The sequence below is a fragment of the Ignavibacteria bacterium genome, assembly GCA_016707005.1.
Classification (GTDB): Bacteria; Bacteroidota; Ignavibacteria; order Kapaibacteriales; family Kapaibacteriaceae; genus UBA10438.
Genome location: JADJIQ010000002.1, coordinates 328,127 through 354,096 on the forward strand (window position 1 = coordinate 328,127; position 25,970 = coordinate 354,096).

Here is a 25,970-nt window from a genome sequence, read left to right on the forward strand (position 1 = left end):
ATGGAGATTCCGTTTGCGTTGACCACATCGTTCCGCACGAAGCGGACCGCCGCATCTAATGGCACGCTAACTAGCTAATCTCAATGCTAGACTACAGTTGTTAAGGCGTTGGTGTGCGATCTCACGTGACTGCTGTATCGCGGATTGCGATTATCAGGACCACCTGGGACCTCAAATCACTATCTGTATGGATCGATGACCTGGACATTTTCTGTGGCTGCCCCATATTGGTTCCAGACGTATGCCTGCTGTGGAGGACTTGCCATTACTCCATTGATCGCTGCCTGATTCTGACTCTCATAGGCGTCAATCTGTGGTCGGTAATAGGTGTTTGGCGCCGTTATACAGCCGAGCCAGAGCAGAATCGCCAACAACATTTCCATAGCGTCCCTCAACGATTATGTGTGAATGAGCTTCACTCACAACGTATCGGGATATCCTGACCTTAACCGTATCGCGATACCGTATATTGAGACATCCATTTTCGAGTCTTCTAATTCACACATATCATGTTAGCACAAGTACTTGAATACATCGATTGCCTCTCTATCATAGGTGGCGAGGCTTGGTTGCTTGATGATTCGATTCTTGCAACGCTATCGTCAACTGATCTAACATTGTTACAAATGGTTGTTTCGAGACAGGTTGCCAACGACCTTACACTAGCTCAACTTCTGTACGGATCATCTGCAACTGTCGATGGGCGCTATCGTCGGCGAATTGCGCGATTCGAAAACCGACTGGCCGAGATCGTATTGTCATGCCCCCTATCACCGGCATTAGGGTCTCGGCGCTTGACATCAATTGCCTGTCTGCGCAACCTCCTCGTCGGTCAGACGCTTTTGCGGGCGGGTGGTACGTACACGAATCGCTGGCATTTGTTAGCAGCCCGTAGGGCGATAGTCTATCCTGAGCTTATGTGGTATGCGCCACCTATTCACTTTGCTCTAGCCTATTACGACGGCTTTAATGGACGTGGTCGTAGTGCACGTCTTGAGCTCCGACGCGGGAGAGATGCGGCAAAGGAAGCGATGCACGTCCACGACCTACTCGAACTGTGGATCCATATCTCGATCCCATTGCACAGGAAGGCGGACAAGGAACGCCGCAAGCCCTATATCGAGAAGGCACGAGCACTTCTCGCCGAACTGTCCAAAAGCAACACTTCCAGTGTTGTTGCGATGGCGGCGGCAAGACTTGCCACAACGCTTGCTCAATTAGTGGGCGACATGGAGCTTGGTCTCTATTGGTTGGACCGCTCACGAAAGGCGCTGACGACGGAGGGTCGATATGATACCGTTGCTCTGAGGGAGTATCACGCTCAACGAGCATTTATCTTCAATACGGCCAACGACTACAAACGAGGAGTTCTTTCTGCTCGCAAGGTGGTTGAGTCCTGTAATCCGGATTCAACGGATTGGTTCAATGCGATCAACGTTCTCTTACGTTTCCAACTCAAGAGTGGTGAGTATCGTCGCGCGGCTGACACTGCCGATCTCATTGATTCCCAAAAGACGTTAAAACGGCAGTCGGCCGACCTGATCGCAAAGCTAAAGCTTGGCATGCTGTATGCGCGCGTCTTGAGTCACGATACATCGATCACGATCAGAAACGTGAAGTCGAACAGCAAGCAACCACTAGATGTTCTGATGCTTTCCGCCATGGTATACCGAGGCCAAGGTAGACAACCTGAGACCATCATAACACTAGAATCGATAAAGAGTCACATCGACCGAACCCGTGAACTTCGACGAGATCGTCCGCTATGGTTACTCTCTCGCATTGTGAGCATCTATGCACGTAACGAACTCTCATTGCGGAACTGTGTGTTGGACCGTCGCTTTGTACGGTATCAAAGGGAACTTGCCAACTATACAATTGTGACAGCTGTGCAGGGTGTGGTCTCGCCGTTGCAGTGGTGGAAAGTCTTTGTGAACAGCGAACGGTGAACAGCGATCGTCATGCCGAGCGAAGTCGAGGCACAGCCCCTCGACTACGCTCGGGATGACGAATGCCCCTCGACTTCGCTCGGGATGACGAATGCCCCTCGACTGCGCTCGGGATGACGAATGCCCCCTCGACTACGCTCGGGATGACGAATGCCCCCTCTCGACTGCGCTCGGGATGACGAATGCCCCTTCTCGACTACGCTCGGGATGACGAATGCCCCCTCGACTACGCTCGGGATGACGAAGGCCCCTCGACTACGCTCGGGGTGACGGACGGCCAAACGCTTAATGAATCACTGAACGATATATCGGCTTGCCGTTGTCGAGGATTTGGAACACCATGAACCGGGTGTCGGGGAGGATGATGGCTGTGTCGTTATCGGTGATGGGTGTTGTGCGGATGGATCGTCCGCGGGCATCAAAGAACTCTATCGACATCGTGGCGGCATTGCGTATGCGAAGCATATCGCCATGACGTGTAACGGACACATCACCTACTCCACTGTTTGATATTCCCACAACATCAGAGACCACAAAGCTCTTGCGGAGGAGCTCAGTGTCATTGGCGTACAACACACATGTCCACGTTCCATTGCGCTCGGGTCGATTTATCCACGACCACCAGTAGAAGTAGTTCGACGTGATCCCTGTTTCCGCTTCATAGGTAAACCATTCACTCAATTCAGGATCGAGCCATACAATGCGCAATCGGTCCGTTGGGTTCACCCCTTGCAGCAACGTCCAGAACGTGATCGATGAGTCAGCCTGCTTTACAACAGTTGCCGTTGGCGGTCGCTCACAAATAGTGTCGAGTGACGGGGGCCATGTAGTAACATCCGCATCGATCACGCGGAGTTGTGTTTGATACGGTGGCTGATCTTGCCACAACGTTGGAGATGGTGAACAGCCCCCTTCAAACGGATCAACCAGCTGCCAGACTTCAAAATGGACGTGGGGGTCTTCACTGTTTCCGCTTGAACCAACAAGAGCAAGTGCCTCACCGACATCAACCGTATCTCCAACAGCAACAACAGCACTACCTCTGCGATTATGGGCGTAATACGTTGCCAGTCCGTTGGGATGGAGAAGTGCAACATAGTTGCCATATCCGCGGGAGACCACCGAGACCTTGTTTCTATCCGGGAAGGTGTCTACAACAGCAGTAACAACACCAGCAGCGGCAGCCACAACGGTTACGCCCGAATCCATTTGTCGAAACGACTTCAGAACAAAGTCCGTTCCTTGATGCCCATCATACGTTTGTCTACCACACCCGTGATCACGAATAGCATTGGCATTCACGTCGTGATCAACATGATTCACAACAACAAAGTCCTTATCGAGCACACCACGAATCGGAAGGATCAGTTTACCGCGATAAGGCTGTGCCGCCGCGGTGTAGACAGATGCCGACAACAGAACGAACAACACAAATAGGCGGTTCATAGAGAGGTACTCCCGAGTCATCAATCGCAAACGCATACTCAACCACCAATAATACGACGGCATTGATGTAACGGCTACATTGTTCGGTGTGTCTTTTGACACACAGCAGTTACTCCCCGCAGTTCCTCGACATTTTTGAGCACGGTATGCCCCCTATCATCACAACAATTGTCATCGTATCTCTTGCAGTCACAACAACCTTTGCTCAAGTCGGCTCATGGCAAGTCCTGCCGAACAGTCCGGTGGCGCTTGATCGTTGGGACGCGATGCATTTTGTTCATCAAGATTCGGGGTGCATTGCAGGTACAAAAAGTGGTGTGTTCCGCACCCGCAATGCCGGAGAAACATGGGAGGAGCTTACGTCTGCCTATTACAGTCCTACTGACAAGCCATACTTCCGATCGATGGGATGGGCGAATTCACGCGTTGGATGGCTAGGTGCATTGGGCGGGAAGCATCAAATATATCACACCGTAGATGGTGGTGATTCCTGGACCAGATATGCATTTCCAACGGGGTCCGGTGTAGGGGGTATTTGTGGAATTCAAGCGATAGATGAAAGCACCGCCTACTTTGTTGGACCGTTTATGAATGATCTTTATGGCAAGCCACATTTTACTTCTACACGTGATGGCGGACAGAACTATACAACACTCGACCTCTCCGCGCTATCAAGTACGATGGTAGACGTCAACTTTGTTGATGGGGCAATAGGCGTTGTTGGAGGAGGTGTTAACGGTGCGATCAAGAATGGCTACGCAACTGTGCTTCACACTCAAGACTCCGGTCGCACTTGGAAGACAGTCTACACCTCTACGAAACCCGGCACCCAATTGTGGAAGTTTTCCAAGAGTAGTGATGGTGTAATCGCCGGCGCTGTGCAGGCGTTTGGCGCTACGACACCGTATGTGATCTTCTCGAGAGATAGTGGTCGAACATGGACCGAAAGCTCAATAGCAATAGGTACTGATCTCAATCTGACAGGTCTTCAAAGTGTTGGGCTGCTATCCTCAGAATACGGCTGGGTTGGAGGCAGGCTATTTTCGTCGAGGAGTACGACTAATGGCGGCAAGTCCTGGCAACAAGACTCGTCCGTTCTGCGATCCGTAAATCGCTTCCAGTTCTTTTCAGATACGTTGGGATACGCTTCCGGTGCACAGGTGTACGTGTATAGAAGGGGCTCCACTACTCACACAGAGGATGATGGTAGGCTACGTGGTACGCCCAATGCTGATTTGCGCGTATCGAACAGTGGACCCGGTGTTATCGAGATCTCACTACCCACACATTTTGCGGTACAAAACGTCTCACTTTATGACATGCAAGGTCGCGAGTTAGCACATGAAGCCCCTTCCGTTACCGCACAAGGAACAATGCTCCTCCGGCATTCTCTGCGCTCGGGGGTAGCCATTGTGGTTGTATGCACGGACATCGACTGCCTCTCGGGCCTCGTGGCCATTCAGTGATGACAGGGAAGAAGAATTGCGCTTATCGTGAGATACGGGGCTCGTAGGTCGTATTTTTGTGTCTCAGCGTGTTGTCATGCCGCGTGCAGTATCGTCATGCCGAGCGTAGTCGAGGCACAACCCCCTCGATCCTCCCTTCGGCAGGACAGGCTTCGCTCGGGGTGACGTACGCCTCTTCACCTCTTCGCCCTTTCGCCATGCCTTCGGAGCCCCCTTTGACCCAGGAAGAACTAGAATTTTTGGAGATGATCATTGACCTTACCGCTACAGGCGAGGTCCAAAAACGTATTGATGCTCTGCAAAGGGGCGAATACGACGCCGATCTGAAACTCGCATTGAACAGAGCACGCAGGCTACGCCGGTGGGTTGGACGTAATGACCCAGGCGAGGAAGTCCGTGCTCATGAGTTGGAACGAGCAGAACGTGGCTTCAATCATTTTGCTGGTTCGGACGTGATGGTGGATGCACGACTGCGTGTTGCTAAGACTCACGTAGAGAGATTGACGATTTGTTATACGATCCTCGATGCTGCCCGACGTGAGATTGATGCCTACGTGGGGGCAGTGAAGGAGCGTTTTGATGCGGGTCCTTCGGCTTTACAAGCGCCTTTGGCTTTTCAAGCGCCTTTACAAGCGGCTGTTTCAGCGGCTGTTTCAGCGCCTGTTTCAGCGCCTGTTTCAGCGCCTGTTTCAGCGCCCTTGAAAGCGGCTGTGCCGGCAAAGGTGGAGAAGCGCAGGCCGAGTTTGGCAGAGCGTGCCTTTGTTGGTGCTGTGCAGTACTTCATTACCGCACCGGATGACATCGTCCGCATCATCCAGGACGGCAGAGGCACGATCGAGATGAATTCCCTATCGCTGTATGAGGCGGGTGAGATCTTGGGCGCACTTAAAGACCACTTCTACCTCGACCGGAAGAACGGCAAGGATCTTCAGATCTCTGTGGCTGGACATGCCCCCTTACCATGGTTCGGCGAGACCGATACTATTGAATCGGCTGTGATAGCTGCAAGGGGCTCCAAACAAACCTCTCGCGAATTCGAATCGGTACGACGGAGTTTTACGAGGGATCTGCATCGGTATGATGTCAGATGAAGAGCTCTGACGTTATGACGCAAGAAGAATTCGACTTTCTGGTAATGATCATTGAACTCACGAGCAATGGCGAGATCCAGTCGCGTGTGAAGCAGTTGAACAATGGCGACTTTGACTCGGACCTGAAACTGGCCCTAAATAGAGCTCGGCGGATCCAGCGATGGGTAGCAAAGAATAATCCTCTTGAGGAACTACGTCAAGCGGAACTTGTACGCGCGGCAACGGGCTTTGACCACTTTGCGTATACGGACCTAAGCAATGATGTTCGGTTCCGTAAGATCAATGCGTTTGTAGACCGACTCGGAAAGGCATACTTCATCGTAGATCTTGCGATCGCTGAGATCGATGTTTATGTGGATGCGGTCAAGAAACGTTATGAGGCAAAAGGAGGAATCGTTAAGGGATCGGTAAATCCTGTGCCAGCGCCTTCGGCTTTTCAAGCTCCTTTGCCAGCGCCTTCGGCTTTTCAAGCTCCTTTGCAAGCGCCTGTTCCAGCGCCTTTGCAAGCGCCTTTGCAAGCGCCTTTGCAAGCGCCTTTGCAAGCGCCTTTGCAAGCGCCTTTGCAAGCGAAAGTAGAAAAGCGTAGGCCGAGTGTGGCAGAACGTGCGTTCGTTGGTGCTGTGCAGTACTTCATTACCGCACCTGATGAAATCGTGCGCATCATCCACAATGGTAAAGGCACGATCGAGATGAATGCCCTATCGCTCTATGAAGCGGGCGAGATCTTAGGCGCACTCAAAGACCACTTCTACCTCGACCGAAAGAATGGCAAGGATCTTCAGATCTCCGTTGCTGGACATGCCCCCGTACCATGGTTCGGCGAGACCGATTCTATTGAGTCCGCCGTGATAGCTGCAAGGGGCTCCAAACAAACATCCCGTGAGTTTGAGTCTATTCGCCGAACGTTTGGGAATGCGCTGCATCGGTATGATGTACGTTGAAGAAGTGACCAAGTGACGTAGTGACAAAGTGACTCTGTAACGATCTTCATTGTACATTTCACAGCGTCACTGTGTCATCCTATCAATTTCGTGTCACTTCGTCACTTTGTCACTTCGTCGTTACTCTTACATGCTCGATCTACTCTCCAAAGCTCTCCAGCGCGAACGTGATGCGCATGCAGAACGCTTTCGCATTCTTACGGGTGTTGCGCCTGTGCGACAGCGTGTTGCAGAGGGTGTAGCGTGGTTCCCGCTGCGCATTCGGGAGAAGGGATATGGATTTGGTGAATATCCGTTTGTTGTAGTAGAGCGCACCGGACAGACTGGACCTCATCAGCTGGGAGGGGGCAAACCTTGTCAGCTCTTCTCGCAATCAGGCTCTGAGCAACGGGCGGTGAATGGCACTGTCCATTGGGTGACGGGGAATGTGGCACATATCATCCTGCGTGAGAACGAACATCCGGATTGGCTCGACGATGGTCGATTAGGTGTACAGCTCACGTTCGATGCATCGGGCTTCAAGGACATGGTGGATGCGCTGCAACGGGTGAGCAACGCGGATGGAGATCGTCTAGCACGTTTGCGCGACATTCTCTTTGGACATACATCACCAACATTCGCCCCTTTGTCATCGATACAACAGATTTCCACTCTCAACGCATCACAGAATGCTGCAGTGGATCTTGCTCTGCGTGCGAATGACGTGGCCATCATCCACGGTCCGCCAGGTACGGGCAAAACAACTACACTTGTCGAGGTGATACGGCGCTGCGCCCAACGTGCACGTCCGGTGTTGGTGTGTGCTCCCTCGAATGCCGCAGTTGATCTGCTTACGGAGCGTTGTGCTGCTGCCGGACTCGATGTAGTGCGACTCGGCAATCTTGCTCGGATCGATCCGGAAGTGATGCAGCATACTCTTGGAGAGCGATGGAAGCGACATGGGATGTCGGCCGATGTGAAGGACATGCGCAAACGTGCCGATGAGTTTCGTCGGCTTGCCATGAAATACAAACGTTCGTTCGGCAAGGCGGAGATGGAACAGCGCAAGCTCCTCCTTCAAGAAGCACGATCGATCATCGCCGATGTGCGTCGGATGGAACAACAAGTAACGGACCTGATCATCGATCAGGCAGATGTTGTTGCGTGTACGCTTGTAGCAACAAGAAATGAAGAACTAAAGGGTCGACACTTTGAATACGTTGTTATCGACGAGGCCGGTCAGGCACTCGATCCCGCGATGTGTATTCCCCTGCTGCGCGCCGAACGTGTGATACTGGCAGGAGATCCGCACCAACTGCCCCCTACCGTCATCGACCAACAAGCCGCGCGATTGGCACTTGGATCTACGATGCTGGAGCGTGCGATCACAGCGCATCCCTCAGCCGTGTCGTTGTTAACCGAGCAGTATCGCATGAATTATGTGATCATGTCGTACTCCAACGCCACGTTCTATGAGGGGAAGGTAACCTCGCATCCTAGTGTTGAGGATCGGACCATACCCGATGGAGCCCCCTTACAAGAAAGTCTTCTGATCATCGATACGTCGGGAAGGGGCTGGGAAGAATCCCCCGGCGAAGGCTCAGAGTCACTTGCCAACAAGGGCGAGGCTGAGTGTGCATGTGCCATCTACAACCAGCTCATGGAGAATGACGGTCACGAGAAGTGGAGTGTGGGCATCATCTCTCCATATAGGGGGCAGGTACGACTCATCTCTTCGATGCTAACCGAGGAACAACGGTCACGTACTTCGTTGCTTGATGTTGACACCGTTGACTCGTTTCAGGGGTCGGAATGTGATGTGATCATCATCTCTCTTGTGCGCAGCAACGACGACCAAGAGATCGGCTTTCTCAAGGATACACGACGGATGAATGTTGCGATCACACGTGCTCGGCGAAAGCTCGTGATCATCGGTGATGGATCCACGATCGCTTCACATCCGTTCTATAAGGGGCTTTGGGAGTATGCTGAGAACCACGCAACGGTAATCAGTGCGTGGAATGGGTATTAGAAGAACGATGTATTCCAGGCAAGGGATAGCGTTGTGAAATTCGCCCCGAACCTGACGATCGCTCCTGTAGACACTGCCACCTTGATGGCGTGACCTGCACCGACGGGCAAAACGAAGGTTCCACCAATACGCAGATTATTCTGCTCGTCGTTACTCGTCACTCCATTCACTTGAGAGTTTCCGCCAACGTAGTACGTTACGTTTAAGGCGGTCCACATCAGTCGTGTGAAGGCGTAACTGAGATGACCTTGCAACGCTGCCATCGGATCTTGCGAACGAACGGACGTCCCCGGGTAGAAGGATGTATTCTGCGTAAACAGCCACACGCCTGCATAGACGTCGAGGAGCCAGCTGTCACCAAGCGGCTGTGACAGCGCGATCTCCGGCTTGAACGACCATCGATTGGTGCCAATGTTGATCAACTTCTCCGGATAGTAGGCACCGGTTGGGATCATCACGGTAACACTCGCTCCAACGATCGTACTATGCTTCACCTTGCCGAATTCGCTACGCTGTGTGGCAGGAGCACCGATCGGAAGAATAGAGAAACGAAAACGTGTATCGCCAAACCCATTGCGAGTAACGCTCTCATATTGCCCCATCACCGTTGCAGATGCATTAACGGAGGCATACGATCCTACGAGCAACGCTTGGGCCGTAACGCCAAACAGACTGAACGTACGCCCAACGCCAAGAGAGCCCGAGACAACAGTTGCCTCCAGATCTTCGAGCGGAAGTGTTGGATCTGTAAGCACACTCCCGGCCGAATAGCCACCACCGGCCACGATCAGAGTACCGTCCACAGGAACCCACACATAGGCACGCGGATCTAGGTCCTGTGACCGAGAAGCAATTGCCGCAAGTAGGATCACAATGACACTACATATACCGATTCGCATATTCATACCGGCAAATGTACGCTACGCTTCATCGGCTGATCGCCTGATGGAGTAGAATAGCCACATATTCGGCATCAATCTCATCAACACTTGCGTACTTGATGTGTCGCATATCCTTCCCCGTTCCCATCAATAGCGATTGAGGATCGTTGAGATGAGCCCCTTGAAAGAACTGCAGATTAACGTGGTTCTTGTGTGTGACAATTGCGCAGGCATTCTTCGACGCACCATAGGTGAGATTGCTCCATTTCAAAGATGACGTAAGCATTGGAGCTGCTCCTGTGATCACACTATCGAGAAACTGAACGAGCTCGTGATGAGAGGCGGGGATTGTCTTTAGGTATTGGTCTAGGATGGTCATCGAAGTGCATCAAAATCACTGTCATTGACTCGCATAACGAGATACGTCCAGTTGTGCATGTTGTAATGGATTATCTTCATGTTCGCAACGTACGTTTTCACCGAACATATTGCAAATTGAAATCGTATGCCTTCCATCTCCGTCGTCATCCCCAACTACAACGGCAAGCACTTGCTCGAAGAGTATCTACCGACAGTGGTAGCGGCTCTTGACAGCATAGCTGTTGATCATGAGATCATCGTTGCCGATGATGCTTCAACTGATGGTTCGGTTGAGTTCATTCGTTTGCAGTATCCTACCGTGCGCGTCGTTGTGAACACCGAGAACAAGGGATTCTCCGGCAATATCAACAGTGGATTTCGCGTTGCCACCAAGGATCTGGTGTTGGCACTCAATAGCGACGTGGCCTTGGACATCAACTACTTCGTTGACCAGCTACCGCTTTTTGAAGATCCGTTGTTGTTTGGAACAATGGGCAGTATCTATGAAGCAGATGGCAGACTGATCGATGCTGCAAAACTGCCGGTCTATGATGGCTTCTCGCTCAACAGTACAGTAAATGCAACGTATCCTATCGAACCGAATGTTGTACGAACAACCTTCTTTCTCTCCGGTGCGAATGCTCTCATTGACAGAAGGAAACTTTTGGAACTTGGCGGCATGAACGAGATCTATTCGCCGTTCTACATGGAGGACGTAGATCTCTCGGTCCGTGCATGGAGACGAGGCTGGAAGTGCCTGTACGTACCAACGTCCAAATGCACCCATGCCCCCTCATCAACGATCGCAGCATCCTCTCCCTCAGACCGCGTGCGCATCGTCTCCCGATGCAATAAGATGCTCTTCCATCTTTTTCATTTGGAGGGGGCTTCCCTACTCCGCTATCAGATCTATCTCGCTACGAACTACCTGCTCCGCTGGGCCTTCGGTGACAAACAATGGTACAAGGCCCTTGAGCGCATGCATACGTTGCTACCCCAGCTCAACCATATGAAACGTGAGTTCAAAACAACAAACCCGCAGTCGCTCATCGAAGCTCGAAAGCATATGATGGAAGGGCTGCCGGCAGCGGCACGGCGAACGTTTTAACGCACGCTTTGATCGTCAATTTTTATGTCCCATGACTGCGTCATGGGCTACAAATTTTCGTGCCTCGACTACGCTCGGCATGACGTTCGCTGTTCGCTGTTCTGCGTTCGCTGTTCTGCGTTCGCTGTTCTACGGATAGAACCTGATCCCCACACCTGCATCCAGACCTACCCCGAAGTCAGGATAGATACCGATGTTTGGGCCAAGCTCGAGGAAGATCTCGATGGGAGTATTGCGGGGTATGATGTTGATACCGGTGATCACTCGAACGCCAATACCGAAATCTGCATCGTCGCGATAGTACCAATACTTCTGCCCCTTATCCTTATACCAGAATCCACTGCCTTCGTGACCGAATCCGATACCGGCACCGGGGCCTGCGATGAGCTTCACAACATCTGATTTGAAGACATTGAGGTGCCAGAGATAGTCCACCTGAACGCGCGGAGCACCGAAGTATGACGCTCCGATACTACCCTGCCATGCATTCTCTTTTGATGTCCAATACTTCAACGTCAAACCGAGTGGTTCGCCCAGTACGATCCCAAATCCAAAGTCTTTGCCCTTCGGTCCCTGCGCCTGCATGGAGATCGTTGATCCAAGGACCAAAAGCCCCATTACTACGAGCGTGCGTACTCTTGCCATTGCTGTTCTTCCCTTGTTGATCATGCGGACGTGGAATGTTGTGTTGGCGATAGACGCCATGTCCACCTAACATGTTCCTCACACTCCAACCCATGACTGCGTCATGGGCTACTGTCTGCCTCGATCCTCCCTTCGGCAGGACAAGCTCCGCTCGGCATGACGAACGCTATTCGCTATTCGCTATTCGTTATTCGCTATTCCCTATTTTCCCCCTTTCGTCCGTAGGGGGCTCACGAGTGATACGTAATCTGACAAGGGGCGTGGTGGTGTTTGCCATCTGCTCTACCCTGTTTGCAGGGTGTTCCGGGGAGTCTGCAAAGGACGGTCCTCAGGAAGTGGCTGATTCATTGGTGCCAATAAAGGGGCAGGTGGACAGTTCCGCAGTGGCCATCGCTGTGATCTCGCTCGATCCGCAGGGATGGAATGATATCCGAGCGTATATGAACGACCTGCCGTCTCCGGCAGCCGTGAAGATCTTCTATGGTGATGGCAATGTGCTGGAGAGTAACAACGCTACCGCAGTGCGTTTGCTCGACTCGTTGAGCAATACACGGTCCTTGCGGAAGTCCGATGCGCCGGCAACATTGCCATACTTCTCTACGGCGCTGTCTTCAGCCATTGGGTCCAGCCTACAATCATCATGTGAGCACACTCGCACGGTAGTGTTGGGGACCTTTCCGCCCCTTCTCCTCAAGACCCGTGAAGAGTTTGAGCGTGTTGGTCCGATCATCACACGGACGGAAATGGAGTCGAGAAAAGGTCTATGGTCCGATCAATGTTGTTGAAGACACCGTGATGGCTGTAGCCACGGCAGGGGGCTTGACCTATGCCCCAGCACCGAAGGGCAAGACCACACCGCGCACAGAGTCGCTTCAGAACGTGGGTGACGAGATCGTGATGAAGTATGGCGAATCGCTCTTCATCGTACTTGATAGTTTGAATCCGGCTGCTGTGACGATCGAATCCCGGATCGATGAAGCTACAAAGACTGTGACGCTGCGAGTGGTAGACAAGAGTAAGGACGTTGTGCTCCTCACGCACAAATGCCAGGTGGTAGATCGTGTTGGTGGTGGTGCTACGTCGTTCCCAAAGATCGAGGTAGCAGACGGTCTCTCCCCTGAGCAGGTAGTGGTTACGCCGATGTGTGACGAGAAGAATCGTCTTGCAGGATATTCCATTCGCTATGGCTCCGAAGAACGCGGATGTCAGATCCAGGCGCAAGCAGCTCTGAAGTCATTCCATCGATGCGACGAGAAGATCACACCGGAACCAAAGAAGTCGTCAAAGACTACAAAGGTTGCATCGGTTCGCAACGACACATGGAAGCTTCTCTTCTATGGCGATGAACGCAAATGATCCTTACGATCTGTTGCTGCTGAGCCAATACGTCTGCATAACGCCCTTGCCCTTCACGTCGATGTGACCGCGCTCTTCGATGGTGAATCCTGAAGCCCCTTGCTCAAGAAGTGCATCTGCGAATGCCTTGGAGCAATGGATGCGATCGGATTCACACAGACCTTCCATGCGAGCGGCAACGTTCACGGCATCACCCCAGAGGTCGTAGGCAAAGCGGCTTTCGCCAACAACGGCTGCTACAACATCACCGCAGTTGATACCGACACGCAGGTGCAGGTCGTAGCCCGACTCACGAGCGAAGTCAAGCATGGTTGCGTTCATATCAACGGCAAAGGCTGCCATCCGTCGCGCATGATCAGCGGCCGGCTCAGGAACACCCGATGCCGCCATGTATCCGTCACCGATGGTCTTGATCCGCTCTACGCCATGTTCCCGTGCTGCTCGATCGAATCGCGAGAACAGCTCATTCAGAATGTGGACCACCTCTTCCGGTGCAAGGGTTGACGTAAGAGGAGTGAAGCCTACAAGATCTGCAAAGAGGATGGAGGCATTGGAATAACTGTCAGCAATGCGCCGTTCACCCTTTTTCAATCGCAGGGCAATTGCCGCAGGAAGGACGTTGAGCAACAACCCGTCACTACGTTCCTGTTCTGCCTTCAGATCACGTGTACGATCCTGCACCTGACGTTCCAGCTCATGGTTGCGGGCAGTGATGGTTCGGACACGGTTTCGGTAGAAGCCGAATCCTACAAGACCTATCATGAGCGCCGATCCGATCTTCAGCCACAACGTTTGCCACCACGCCGGCTCAACGATGAGAGTAAGGGGCTCTCTGGGCTCCTTCCACGTCCCGTCAACATCAAAGACCTGCACACGGAATCTGTATGTGCCCGGACCAACGTTCTGATACCGTCCTTCGAAGAGATCAGCTGTCTCGATCCACCGCTCATCATACCCCTCAAGCAGGTACCGATACCGAAGGAACTCGCCGTACGTTGGGTCCACAACAGAGAATTTGATCGTAAATGGTGAGTCCTCATAGGCGATGGAGAGTGTGTCTCGTTCGTTCAGCCATGGCTCAAGAGCACGCAACGAATCATTCACGTGCAGCGAACTGAACATCACACGAATATCTGTTCGCACATTCGGCATCGTGTGAGGGTCCAGCACATGGAAACCGTCGCTGTGCAACAGAACCACCTTGATCACATTGCCCACGCGCGGGAAGTAGGCCTCCTTGATGAACATCTTGCCCGACTGTGTTTCAAGGGGAATGAGTCGGAAACGATAGGACTTCACATCGAACACTTCAACATGTGTTGATGCCACGATCCAAACTCTGCCAAGATGATCACGTTGCGCGCCTAGATATGGCTGACGTCCAACTTCAACAAAGGGGCTCCTGATACGCTCGTAGGTTCGTTTGTTGAGATCAACGATCGCCACACCTCTGCGGTCGATGATCACTGCTCGTCCAACATCGATCATCGAAACGAATTTGATCGACGCGAGAAGTTCAGTCTTTGCATTTACGGGCTTGAGCTCAAGAGGAGTTACTGTACCGTCCGGAGCCATTGTGCCAAGCTCCCGGTACCCATAGACCCATGTCTTGCCGTCACGACTTGGTATGAAGTCGAGTACCGCATCTTGGATGATAAAATCTCTGAACGTTCCCTGTGGCTTCTGGAACACGAACTGATCCGACTGCGGATCGAGAACATATTTTCCGTAGTCGGTAAATGCCCATACTCTGCCGTCAGGAGACTCACTGATACGGTCAACGATCTCGCTGTACAGTTCCCCATTCTCTACCCCGGAGGAGATCACGTAGCGCTTTGACGTGCGTTCATTCGGCCAGAACGCGATGACGGATTTCAGTCCACCCATCCAGATCCTACCGTCGCGCGCACGATAGAAATTCCCGCTCGATTCAGCCCCATTGATGGCATATGATTCTGCCGTCCCATTGCGAACATTGATCATGGAGAACGATGTCTGCTGGGAGGGTATCATCGTCAAGAAACGATCTTCATCTATCCCAACTGCTTTGAAAATCTCGGACGGCCATCGCGGTGAGTGCATAGCAAAGGGGCGTTGCGGGTCTGCGATCACCACGCCGATGCTTGGGTCGTACGCCGTTATGCGATCCTGTGCGTCAACGCTGATCGGATTGACAACATATCCTTCTGCCCTCTCAGGGAGCGGAAGATCCAACGGTACATATCGGAAGCGATCCGTACGTGTATCAAAACGCATCACACCATTGACGCCGGAGAACCAAACGCGGTTCTTGTGATCGGCGATGCACGTGCTTAAACCACTTGTTGCGCTGACGAAGAATTCGGACCCGGGCAATGAGCTGAGGACGATGGCACGAGCGCGATACTCCCCCGTTGGTGATGGAGCGATCACACAGGCAACTCCCTGACTGTTGATCAGGAAGAGCTCGTTGTTGGCCAGCGTGACTCCTGAAAATCGCTGATCAAGGGTGAACGAAGAGGGTAATGCAATCTCCGTGATCTTCCCCTGTGTTCGCAGATCCACGCGAAAGAGCTGACCACGCTGGTGGTCGAGAAGCCATGCCCAATGGCCCGACTCAGGGACGAGGACCACGTCGGGGATCATGTTATCCTGCGACGCAACGCTGTGGACAATGGTGAACACCGTATCTCCCCGCTCACGCATGGCCAGACCCTGCGGTGTGGCTGCCCAGATCCGACCGAGCGTATCGCCGACCATGGATGTGAATCCCATCATCGGCCCTACCGATCCCGACCCAGGTGACTTGAGATATGCCGGAGTGACACGTCCGGCCCCTAGAGCACAGATCATCGTCATAGGGGGCTCTGCAGTACCGGAGAGTCGCATGAACGTGGCAACAGAATCATTCAACCACTGCAGAAGGGTACCCTTGAGTGCCGTGGAGTTACGATCGCCATTCGGACTCCAATTTCGGAAGGCTTGGCGCCCCTTATCGAATGTTGAGATACCATTGATCGATGAGAAACGCAGCGTCCCGTCGGCACGCTCTGTGATCGAATAGCAGCGTTGACTGAGGATCGAGGTTGAGTCCTCGAGACTTGGCATGAAGGTCTCGATGCTCCGGCCGTTCCAGCGGCAGAGTCCGTCCTGCGTTGCGATCCACGTATACCCGTATCTGTCTACATGCGTACCATTGATATCGAACGACGGCAACCCGTGTTTTACGTCGAGGACACGCACGGTGTAGTGCTGCGCATCAGCATCGATACTACTTATGAACGCAATGCCAATCAGTAAGGTAAGCGCAAGACTCTTCATTTCGCCCTCGTGGAAGTAGCCCCGAACATACGGTATAGCGTTCCTTTTGACTAACAGACTGGGTAACTTGCACATAGCGGATCCACAACGGGAGTTGCAATGTTCACACGACCGGTCATTCGAGCAGTCATTGCCACGATCTCAATCGCGATCCTATCGTCGGGTCCGGCCTACACCCAAGGGATCCCGATCACGATCCCAGCCACTCTTCAAACGATCCACGCAGATCATGTAGGTGAATTCCACGAGGGCCTCTGCGCCTTCAGTATTGCTTCGTTATGGGGCTTCTTTGACACAAAAGGGAAGGTGGTCATACCACCGGTCCTCGATCACGTGGCCGGACGTGGCTATCCCACGTTTCATAATGGTCTTTGCCTCGTTAGAACACCAGGCACAACAGCATCCAACCCTCGTGTTCGGTTCGTTGATAGGCGCGGTGCCACAGTACCGATCCTCTCAGCAGCAGTGATCGATGCAACACAGTTCTCGCAAGGTCTTGCACTTGTACTAGAGCCGGACCCAACAACCACTGCCTCAATAGCGGGTACGTATCACATCTATGCGATCGATACGTTGGGTAAAGAACTCCCAGGCACACGTCAGACCCTACATGAACATCTCGGAAGACCAACATTACATCAGCCCCTTTTCCATAATGGATTGTCGGTGGCCGAGGACTACGCTACACACCTGTTCGGATACATCGATACAAAAGGCGTCTTTGTAGTAGCCCCGAACTATTCCGACGCCGGGATCTTCTCTGAAGGACTAGGTGCAGTTCGCTCTGCCGTCGCCTCGGGAGATCTTCGTTGGGGATTTGTTGATCGTAAGGGGCGAATGGTGATCGAACCGCGGTATGAACATCAACCGGGACATTTCTCCTCAGGCAGAGCCGGGTATGTATCAGACGCCACGGTACCACATTCGATCGGATACTTGGACAGAACGGGCGAGATCGCCATCCATCCGCGCAATGCCTTTAACGGCAGCATGGACGTGGTTGGCCAACCCACTGCTCATGCTTGGACTGTTGGAAGCGACAGCCTGGACGCGTCACCGATCCTTGCACAACCCATCCCATTCATCAAGGGGCTCGTTGTAGCCTTCAACCCCGAGGAAGATCCGAACGACCTTCTCATTCTCAACCCCACAGGCGGTGTTGTAAAACGATTGCGCAATCCAACCGTTGACTGGGTCGGTGACCTACATCCGTGGCAGATCGTTGTTCACTCGTCCGTCGACGACTCCGTACACGTGATCCAGCACGAAAAAGGCAATACTCTTGTTGCTGCAGACGGCACGGTTTTGTTCGAACGCATTCAGAACGGCTATATCCGACCATTTCACTCCGGCCGTGCATTTCTGGCACGATTCGACGAGACCGCCAAGGTTTACAGAACCTACTTCATCGATCGCTCAGGAACCGCTCGAATCGAGCTAAGGCGACCTGACTGAACAAAATAGTGTGTGCCAACATACAACTAAACCATTCTTCGTACGTTCGCTGTTCGCTGTTCGCTGTTCGCTGTTCACTGTTCACTGTTCACTATTCGCTATTCACTATTCGCTATTCGCTATTCCAATGAAGCTCCTGCTCTCCTACCTCAAAGCCCATAAGAAGATCGTTGTTCTGACGCTTCTTTTGGCCGCAGTCAACCAGCTTTTCTCCCTGCTGGATCCGCTCATCTTCCGGTATACGATCGACAATGTGATCCTTGCCACACCGAGGCTCACTGCGGATGTTTTCTTGTGGAAGGTGCTGCTCTTTCTTGGACTTGCCGTTGGCGCTGCGTTCATGTCGCGCACAGCAAAGAACTTCCAGGATTATTTCGTCAACTACATCGTTCAAAAAGTGGGTGCAGCGATCTATTCAGACGGACTGCGTCACTCCCTCCAACTGAGCTACCAGGACTTCGAAGACCAACGCAGCGGCGAAACGCTGGGGATACTGCAAAAGGCGCGAACCGATGCTGAACGTGTGATCGGTGCATCGGTGAACATTCTGTTCACAACGTTCGTGGGTATCATCTTCGTTGTCTTCTACGCGTTCAGTGTACACTGGATCATCGTAGTCCTCTACTTTGTTGGCGTTGCGTCCATTGGCGTTGTGAGCAACATCCTCAGCAAGAGGATCAAGAAGATGCAGAAGGTGATCGTTGCCGAGACAACGGCATTGAGTGGCAGCACCACGGAGTCGTTGCGCAATATCGAACTTGTAAAGTCGCTCGGCCTCGCAGATCAGGAGATCAACCGACTCAACAGTGTGACGGAGAAGATCCTCGGACTCGAGCTCAAGAAGGTGCGTTTCGTCCGCTCCCTGAGCTTCATCCAAGGCACCATCGTCAACTTCATGCGTACGGCCATTCTCTTCGTGATGCTCTACCTTGTGTATGACGGCACCATCACCATCGGTGCAATGTTCTCGCTCTTCGTCTACTCCTTCTTCCTGTTCGGCCCCCTTCAAGAACTTGGAGCGATCATCAGTATCTACCGTGAAGCAGAGGCATCACTTGACAATCTCAAGAAGATCTTCGATACACCAGTAGAACGGAAACCGGCAGCACCACGCAGCATCGATCGTGTGAAAACCATCGAACTCTGTGATGTGAGTTTCAAGCACCGCAGCGCCTCGGCACCGGCACTTGAAGGGATCACAGTAAACGTCCAGACAAAGGAGACCGTTGCCTTTGTTGGTCCGTCGGGGTCAGGCAAGACCACCTTGGTGAAGCTCCTCGTTGGACTGTATACGCAACAAGAAGGCAAGCTCCTCTATAATGGGATCGACTCCAAGGAGCTCGATTTCGATGCCGTGCGGCAGCTTATTGGTTTTGTGACGCAGGAGACCCAGCTCTTTGCCGGGACCATCCGCGACAACCTTCTCTTCGTCAACCCAACTGCCACAGACGAACAATGTCTCGACGTTCTCAAAAAAGCTGCCTGTGATTCCCTTCTTGCCCGCGCGGATAAGGGGCTCGACTCCGTCATCGGTGAAGGGGGCGTAAAAGTCTCCGGCGGCGAGCGTCAACGATTGTCCATCGCGCGCGCCTTGCTGCGCCAGCCGGACGTATTGATCTTTGACGAGGCCACGTCTGCTCTCGACTCGATCACCGAGGAAGAGATCACCAGCACCATCCGGGACATTTCGGAGCGGAAGGACCACATCACTGTGATGATCGCTCACCGACTCTCAACCATCATGCATGCCGATAGGATCTACGTGCTGGAGAAGGGGCGGATCATCGAAACCGGGACCCATGCCACCCTGCTCGATGAAAAGGGTCTGTACTATGCCATGTGGCGTCAGCAGATCGGCGAGGCTCGGTAGAAATACCTGGGAACCTTTTCTCGCATTGCTCCGTCGGCGGTATTCGGTTTTCCAGTAGTTTCTGATCGATTACCACCGAAGGGGAATACGTATGAAGAGAGTCCAACTCTTTGAGGGGGCTTGTCGTCTCCTCACTGCTTGTGCCATTGCGATCTGCATGACGATCGCGGATCAACCACAGGCGAAGGCCCAAGCATGGGTAGCCGAAGCCCAACAGAACGGGTTTACACTGAAGAAGGTAGAGAGTGATACGGCCATCAATATCGGCCAGACGTTCTCCTACACCGTGTACTTCTCTATTCCGGCCGGAGCAACAAATGTGACTATCACAGACGTGCTTCCGGGATCTCTTGAGTTCCTGGGCGCATCCTACACGTCGCCGTGCGGAACACCCACCGTGGTGAGTCCGGCGATCAATGCCATGGGGGGCACCTATTCGCTCTCATGGGCATCCCTCCCTTCAGGGTGTTCTGGGTCTTTTACCATCACCTGTCAGTTCCCCAACGGTACTACATGTAATGGCACCACAGCCCGCAATCGAGTTTGCCTCCAGGGTTTCCTAGGAGCCGGTTCGGCTACGGACCTCTGCACGCCATTTGTTTCGATCCGTGCAATTGCAACGGAGCCGTGGAATATCACCAAGTATATCACTGGTGCAGCATATCAAGGCGGACCATGTCCTTATGCCACAGCAGACTCAGTGGTGACGTATCAGGTTTGTGTGTATAAGAATGTTGGGACAACTGGACAGCTCAACCTTGTTGGTGGCGTCGTTACCGATGTGCTCCCTACCGGGGCCATTCTGCAGTCGTCAACATGCAGCGCTACACAGTCGGGCAATACCATCACGTGGAACGTTGGCAGTCTTTCAGCAACAACCATGTATAACATGGTCTGCTGTCAGTTCGTTGTCCTCTATCCACGCGCCCTCTTCCCGAACGGTTCTACCATCACCAACAAAGCCGTTCTCACAGGAACAACCGGAACGGCTAATCAACCGTGCGGTCAGATATCCGACACGAGCAACACTACCTGCGTAGAGATCAAGGCCATCAACAGCGCTACGATCAGCAAGTGGGCCTATACGAACGGCCAACCGGGGTGCACGGGTAAGTATCTCGTGTACATCTGCAACAACGGCACTACAACGATCTCTTCGTTCACTGTCACCGATACCATACCTACTTCGCTGACTGCTATCTCTCTCGGAACGGTCTCTGCCGGCGTAACGGCAAATCTGGTTGGAAACGTGGTCACAGCCACGGGTGCCTCGCTTGCACCGGGCCAATGCCGATACTTCGAGATCAACTTCACCATCCCACTCACGGCCGTTGTTGGATCCACGATCACCAACTGTGCGTGGTTCACCGCTCCGGGATTCGCTCCGATCAAGGCATGTGCATCATTCGTTGTGGCTGCCCCTGCACCTGCAGCGTGCGTGTGGAAGGAAGTGTGCAGTGAGCTGCCGTCGTATACACCTGGACAGATCTTCCGGTACAGACTGCGTGTGCAGAACATTGGCGGACTGGCCTTGACGGGTGCAACCATCACAGATGTGCTCGACAACAATCTCCAGTACATCGGCAATGCGTCATACTACTCCTCAACAGCCTGGAACGCCCCTTGCTCTCCAGCTACCACCTGGGCAGGGGTTACGATCACGAACAACCCGGTAACGAACACCGTTACTGCAACGTTGCCATCGATCCCGGCGGTTTGTCAGAACATGTTCTTCAGCAACTGCGGCATGTATGGCACGGCCGGTGTTCCATTCTACTACATCGAGTTTGATGTAAAGGTCGTAGACACATCGGCTCTCGGAAACATTCCGAACAAGTTCACGATCAGCGGGGGCAACCTCCCATCAACGGTCACCTCAAACATCGAATACGTTACGGTGGTTGGCACGGCCGGTTTCACCCTTTCCAAGGGCGTGAAGCAACAGGGCGGTCCAACCTACTCATCCACAACCACGTCAACAGCTGGCGGAGTGATCTCCTACAAGCTGGGTCTGACGGTTGCAACGGGGAGTGTGAGCTTGCGACATGTAACGTTCGCTGACCTCTTGCCTCGAGACAACGGGGCTACAGATCAACTCATCCTTGGTCCGTGCACACCGCGCGGCAGTGCTTTCAATGTAGCGTGGAATTCAGCCATCACGTCTGCACCGCCCGCTACTGCATATGCGAACCCATTAAGCTTTGCACGTGTGACGAATTTTGCGCCAACTGGTGCTCCAGGCCCGATGTTCACTGCCGGCTGCGGCACGTTAGGGACGTGGACTCCGGGTCTCTCCGCTGGTGCGAAGAACCCTGGCTATTACTTCGGTGCAGCTCCTATAGCCGCCACCTTCTCAGCCACGTCGGAGTTCAATGCGAACGTAGGCCCAGGAGCGGCAGACAAGGCTACATCGTGCAATACCTTTGCGGCCAACGCTGCTGTCCGACACCTCATTGCAAGTACGATCATCTCCGATCAGGTCATAGGCATGTTGGAATCCAATCCGGCATGTGTGACCATTGAGAAGCTCGACTGTATCGATAGTGTGAAGCTTGGTGTTGTGTGTGCAGGAAAGGACGCTGCCGGGAACCAACAGTACACCTTTACGATCTCCGGCTGGAATGCGAATGCCGGCGGAGTATTGATGCTCAGTTCACCGCAAGGGACGTTCTCTCCGGCATCGTTCACCATCCCAACCGGATCCTTCACTATCACATCAACGTTCACGGACATTCCGCCTGTTGATGCGATGATCACGCTTCATTGGGCGTTGGTGATCAACGGTCAGGTCATCTGCCGAGACAGCGTCTTGCGAGATCTGCCACCATGTCCTACAGAGCCCCCTTCCGACTGTTGTAAGGAGTTCATCCGTCGTGTCGATCACACGAAGCTCACCTACAACAACGCCGGAAACGTATCACTCACGGCAACAATGACGGCTGGTCCGGCACCGATCAAACAATTCAGTGCAACCATTGTCAGCGTTCAGCGCCGTACGGTATGTAACAACGTTCCATCGGCATGGCAACGATGCTTCGGTGATATTCTCTCCGGTGCGATCACGCCAACACTTGCACCTGGTCCGCTGCTGCTACAACTCTACAGTCGCGAAGCACAATGGGGTCCGGGTGAATGTATCTCCTTCATGCAAGGGGCAGGCGTTCAGCTCAACATGCTGTTCCCTGCACCTCCTGCAAGCTTCAAGTGTTTCGATACCTTGATCTTTGCCATCCGGTATTCGTTCACAGACTGCAAATGTGTTACGTGTACAGACCTTGTGTATGACACCATCGTTCGCAAGTATGCCTTTGTTCCGTGGGATCACTCGGGATGGACAGGTGGACCAAAGTGGACTGGTGTGAAACATGGTGTGAAGGGAGCCGAAGAAGCACAAGCAGATACGGCAACCACAATGTCTGTGGTAATGCAGGATGATACCAAGGGCACATTGTGGATCGTTAATCCTGCCCGACCAGATAACACCACCACCATGCAGGGTGCGGAAGTGATCTGCATCGGTGCGCCACTCGTAAGTCTTAAGAGCGGTGCAACAGACGGCATCATGACCGGATCGACCGGATTTATTGCTGTTGATGCTCCTCCGGGAACAACGCTTGGTGTAGACCTCGTGGTTGACAACTCGGCCAAGCTCAAGCAGTTCCCTGTTGATGTGCGGTACCTCTACACCGACGCCTCAGGCAGCGGACAAGAGTTCAGCGAGACAGTACGCTACATTGCTCGTGTTCCCGGTGCCGCGCCAGACGTTGTGGCCGGTGACCCAACAACGAAGCCGAAGAACGTGCGCACGTATGCGATCACCTTCACCAACGCCAATGGATACAATGCACGAGTGGCTGCTGTACGCTTGCGTGCATCAGACTCCGTTCGCATCCTTGCTGTTGGACCTGCAAGTGAAGATGCCTCCAGCGCCTTGCTTGCTCTGATCGCCAACGATAACGACGGGCATTCTGTAAGTGCAGCACTCAACGGCCTCGCCGGCATTGAACCCGGAACGTCGGTACAACCGATCTACCTGATGCTCTCCGGTATCGAAGGGGCTACTGTGGACCTCGGCTTTGCATCCTACGATATGGCCGGCGGCCTGATCTCTGAAGGCACGTTCACCCTCTCCGATCCAATCTCTAAGGTCAACGGCGGTGGCAATGATCGTCCAAGCCTGCAGATCAACAGCGTGGTTCCCAATCCTGCCGGATCTCAGGTGACTGTTGCTCTTACGCTCGATCAACCAACAACGGATGCAGAGCTTATCGTGACCGACATTCGCGGTACTACGCTTCTAACGTTGTTGCATCGTCCGCTCGATGAAGGCAACCACGTGGTTCAAGCGGATGTCCACTCTCTCCCGCAGGGATCGTACACCATCGTCTTGCGCACACCGCACGGTGTGTATTCACAACCGCTGCGTATCGTGAGGTAATACAAGTTCCGCACAGATGACCAACAAAGGCCGCATTCCACCAGGGATGCGGCCTTTTCTATTTCACCACAACAAACTCGTTCAATGACACATTCACGATGTGTTCACCTTCACCGATGCGTGAAGAACGAATGATGCGTCCGCCAAGGTCATAGACCACATACAACAAAACGTCAGTGCCCGGTGGGATCGTGATCTTCACCTGATCGGCCGAGATGCGGCGGATCAGCTGTTGGGAGGTCTGTTCGTCCGAAACACTTGTGGTAGAAGCCCCCTCATACGCTCCGATGGAAGGGGGCGATGCAAAACGTCTCCCCGAGAGGTCCGTAAGTGTATCGGAAATGAGGAGCCCCTTACCGATAGCCGGACTTGACGATTGCAGATGTTGGTCGGTGAGTACATTCACAAGAAGTGGGTCTTGACCATAGATCGAAGCGGTCTCTGTCATCACTCCCAGTGATGGGCGTGACCGCGTTGGATCGTCGGAATTGTACCACAGATTATTCGACAACGTGAACGTCTCCGGCGCGGTATTCCCGCCGACGTTCACGTGTGTGCTGATCGTTGATCGATAGACGATGATGTTGTTGCGGAAGGAGTTGTCGCCGCACGGTTGGAAACGCGTTGGATCCACCGTCTCCTGCAGTACGCGAAACACCCAACGCTCTGGATGAATGATCGTGTTATTGGCAACATCAACACGTACACAGCCAACGTAGGCGATCGGTGCCACGGAGCGAATGAAGACGTTGGCATACACTTGCAGGTCTGCAGCTTCGAATGTTGCATCAATGGGACGGAAGAACTGCAATCCGGTTGACCCACCAAGATTCACCGCGCGCTGTCCGGCATCGACGAACATGTTCGCACGGATGAGAATGAACCGTGTTCCCCCTTTAGCCTGGATCGCATTCGAGCCCTGAGAACGAAAGGAGTTGTTGTCGATGGAGCCATTGAAACACCCCACCATATCGATCCCGCTACCGCCTGTTGAGCCCCTTTCAAACAGACACTCAGTGATCCGGAAATCGCTCAGTCCGGAGAGTTTGAGGTGATCATTGTTCCCCGTAGCATTCATGTCCGTGAACGTCACATTCCTGATCAAGAAATGGTGGGCAGGGGTCTCAATGGTCCCCGCATCATCGATGTTCATTCCATTCCCGGTCTGTCCCCTCACCGTGAAATTCTCAAGCGTGAGGTAGGAACAATCGGAGAAGTGCATCGATTCCGTTCCCCCGTCAAAGACCACCGTAGACCTCTCTGTTCCCCTGATCACGATCCGTTCGTTGACCCGACCATTGATGTTCTCTATCCAGAACGTCCCACGATACGTCCCCGGATGGATCAGAACAGTATCCCCCGGCGTGGCAGCTCTAACGGCCACCGCTACGTCCGTGTATTGCTGTCCGGTTCCGACGTTGAGGACGGTGGCTGAGGCGGCAACACTTGCGATAGCAAACGTGATCGTGTTGATGAACCAGTTCATGGGGACTCCGAGATAGGGGCGAAGGGGCGAAGAGGCGAAGGGGCGAAGGGGCGAAGAGGCGAAGAGGCGAAGGGGCGAAGGGGCGTCATATTAGTCATAACGTCATATTTGTCATAACGTCATGGTTGTCATACTTGTCATAACGTCATACTTGTCATAACGTCTCT

At 53.2% G+C, this 25,970-nt stretch carries 18 protein-coding genes; 11 read left to right on the plus strand and 7 right to left on the minus strand.

Annotated features, from left to right (window positions below; all coding sequences use genetic code 11):
• Positions 1-179 precede the first annotated feature (179 nt).
• Positions 180-383 carry a hypothetical protein gene (locus IPI29_04250; GenBank protein ID MBK7411749.1) on the minus strand — a complete coding sequence of 68 codons (204 nt, stop codon included), beginning with the start codon at positions 381-383 and terminating at the stop codon, positions 180-182.
• A 243-nt stretch (positions 384-626) separates the two neighbouring features.
• On the opposite strand from IPI29_04250, the gene IPI29_04255 reads away from it, so the two are divergent.
• A complete protein-coding gene (locus IPI29_04255; protein MBK7411750.1) occupies positions 627-1,949 on the plus strand; it encodes a hypothetical protein in 1,323 nt (440 codons plus the stop codon).
• A gap of 285 nt (positions 1,950-2,234) precedes the next feature.
• Here the strand turns inward: IPI29_04255 and IPI29_04260 are convergent, their stop codons facing one another.
• The gene (locus IPI29_04260) at positions 2,235-3,395 is read right to left on the minus strand and encodes a M23 family metallopeptidase (GenBank protein MBK7411751.1); all 1,161 of its coding nucleotides are present in this window, start codon (positions 3,393-3,395) and stop codon (positions 2,235-2,237) included.
• 146 nt (positions 3,396-3,541) lie between these two features.
• Here IPI29_04260 and IPI29_04265 point away from each other — a divergent pair, with 146 nt between their 5' ends.
• The 4 genes from IPI29_04265 to IPI29_04280 all read left to right on the plus strand — a co-directional run bounded on the left by IPI29_04265 (position 3,542) and on the right by IPI29_04280 (position 8,904).
• Positions 3,542-4,861: a hypothetical protein gene (locus IPI29_04265; GenBank protein ID MBK7411752.1), complete on the plus strand. Its 1,320-nt coding sequence runs from the start codon at positions 3,542-3,544 to the stop codon at positions 4,859-4,861.
• Positions 4,862-5,106: 245 nt separating this feature from the next.
• A complete protein-coding gene (locus tag IPI29_04270; protein ID MBK7411753.1) occupies positions 5,107-5,952 on the plus strand; it encodes a hypothetical protein in 846 nt (281 codons plus the stop codon).
• Complete coding sequence (locus IPI29_04275) at positions 5,949-6,893, plus strand: hypothetical protein (protein ID MBK7411754.1); 945 nt, start codon at positions 5,949-5,951, stop codon at positions 6,891-6,893. Before IPI29_04270 ends, IPI29_04275 begins: the two co-directional genes overlap by 4 nt.
• A 130-nt stretch (positions 6,894-7,023) precedes the next feature.
• On the plus strand, positions 7,024-8,904 hold the full coding sequence (locus IPI29_04280; GenBank protein ID MBK7411755.1) for an AAA family ATPase: 1,881 nt from the start codon (positions 7,024-7,026) through the stop codon (positions 8,902-8,904).
• Here the strand turns inward: IPI29_04280 and IPI29_04285 are convergent.
• Complete coding sequence (locus tag IPI29_04285; protein MBK7411756.1) at positions 8,901-9,809, minus strand: transporter; 909 nt, start codon at positions 9,807-9,809, stop codon at positions 8,901-8,903. The two genes, IPI29_04280 and IPI29_04285, sit on opposite strands and share 4 nt — an antisense overlap.
• Before the next feature lie 22 nt (positions 9,810-9,831).
• Positions 9,832-10,164: a DUF1801 domain-containing protein gene (locus IPI29_04290; GenBank protein ID MBK7411757.1), complete on the minus strand. Its 333-nt coding sequence runs from the start codon at positions 10,162-10,164 to the stop codon at positions 9,832-9,834.
• 126 nt (positions 10,165-10,290) lie between these two features.
• Between IPI29_04290 and IPI29_04295 the strand changes: the two genes are divergently transcribed.
• Positions 10,291-11,253: a glycosyltransferase family 2 protein gene (locus IPI29_04295; GenBank protein MBK7411758.1), complete on the plus strand. Its 963-nt coding sequence runs from the start codon at positions 10,291-10,293 to the stop codon at positions 11,251-11,253.
• A gap of 129 nt (positions 11,254-11,382) precedes the next feature.
• Here IPI29_04295 and IPI29_04300 read toward each other — a convergent pair whose 3' ends face one another.
• Positions 11,383-11,958 carry a hypothetical protein gene (locus IPI29_04300; GenBank protein MBK7411759.1) on the minus strand — a complete coding sequence of 192 codons (576 nt, stop codon included), beginning with the start codon at positions 11,956-11,958 and terminating at the stop codon, positions 11,383-11,385.
• Positions 11,959-12,134: 176 nt separating this feature from the next.
• Between IPI29_04300 and IPI29_04305 the strand changes: the two genes are divergently transcribed.
• Complete coding sequence (locus IPI29_04305; GenBank protein ID MBK7411760.1) at positions 12,135-12,683, plus strand: hypothetical protein; 549 nt, start codon at positions 12,135-12,137, stop codon at positions 12,681-12,683.
• A complete protein-coding gene (locus IPI29_04310) occupies positions 12,613-13,254 on the plus strand; it encodes a hypothetical protein (GenBank protein MBK7411761.1) in 642 nt (213 codons plus the stop codon). The genes IPI29_04305 and IPI29_04310 overlap by 71 nt, the downstream gene beginning before the upstream one ends.
• Before the next feature lie 3 nt (positions 13,255-13,257).
• Here the strand turns inward: IPI29_04310 and IPI29_04315 are convergent, their stop codons facing one another.
• Positions 13,258-16,554 (minus strand): hypothetical protein, encoded by a 3,297-nt coding sequence (locus IPI29_04315; GenBank protein ID MBK7411762.1) that lies wholly within the window; start codon positions 16,552-16,554, stop codon positions 13,258-13,260.
• A 99-nt stretch (positions 16,555-16,653) separates the two neighbouring features.
• Here IPI29_04315 and IPI29_04320 point away from each other — a divergent pair, with 99 nt between their 5' ends.
• The 3 genes from IPI29_04320 to IPI29_04330 all read left to right on the plus strand — a co-directional run bounded on the left by IPI29_04320 (position 16,654) and on the right by IPI29_04330 (position 24,317).
• Complete coding sequence (locus tag IPI29_04320; GenBank protein ID MBK7411763.1) at positions 16,654-18,009, plus strand: WG repeat-containing protein; 1,356 nt, start codon at positions 16,654-16,656, stop codon at positions 18,007-18,009.
• Positions 18,010-18,136: 127 nt separating this feature from the next.
• Complete coding sequence (locus tag IPI29_04325; GenBank protein ID MBK7411764.1) at positions 18,137-19,879, plus strand: ABC transporter ATP-binding protein; 1,743 nt, start codon at positions 18,137-18,139, stop codon at positions 19,877-19,879.
• Positions 19,880-19,970: 91 nt separating this feature from the next.
• Positions 19,971-24,317: a hypothetical protein gene (locus tag IPI29_04330; GenBank protein ID MBK7411765.1), complete on the plus strand. Its 4,347-nt coding sequence runs from the start codon at positions 19,971-19,973 to the stop codon at positions 24,315-24,317.
• Positions 24,318-24,375: 58 nt separating this feature from the next.
• On the opposite strand, the gene IPI29_04335 is transcribed toward IPI29_04330, so the two are convergent.
• Complete coding sequence (locus IPI29_04335; protein MBK7411766.1) at positions 24,376-25,803, minus strand: right-handed parallel beta-helix repeat-containing protein; 1,428 nt, start codon at positions 25,801-25,803, stop codon at positions 24,376-24,378.
• Positions 25,804-25,970: the final 167 nt, after the last annotated feature.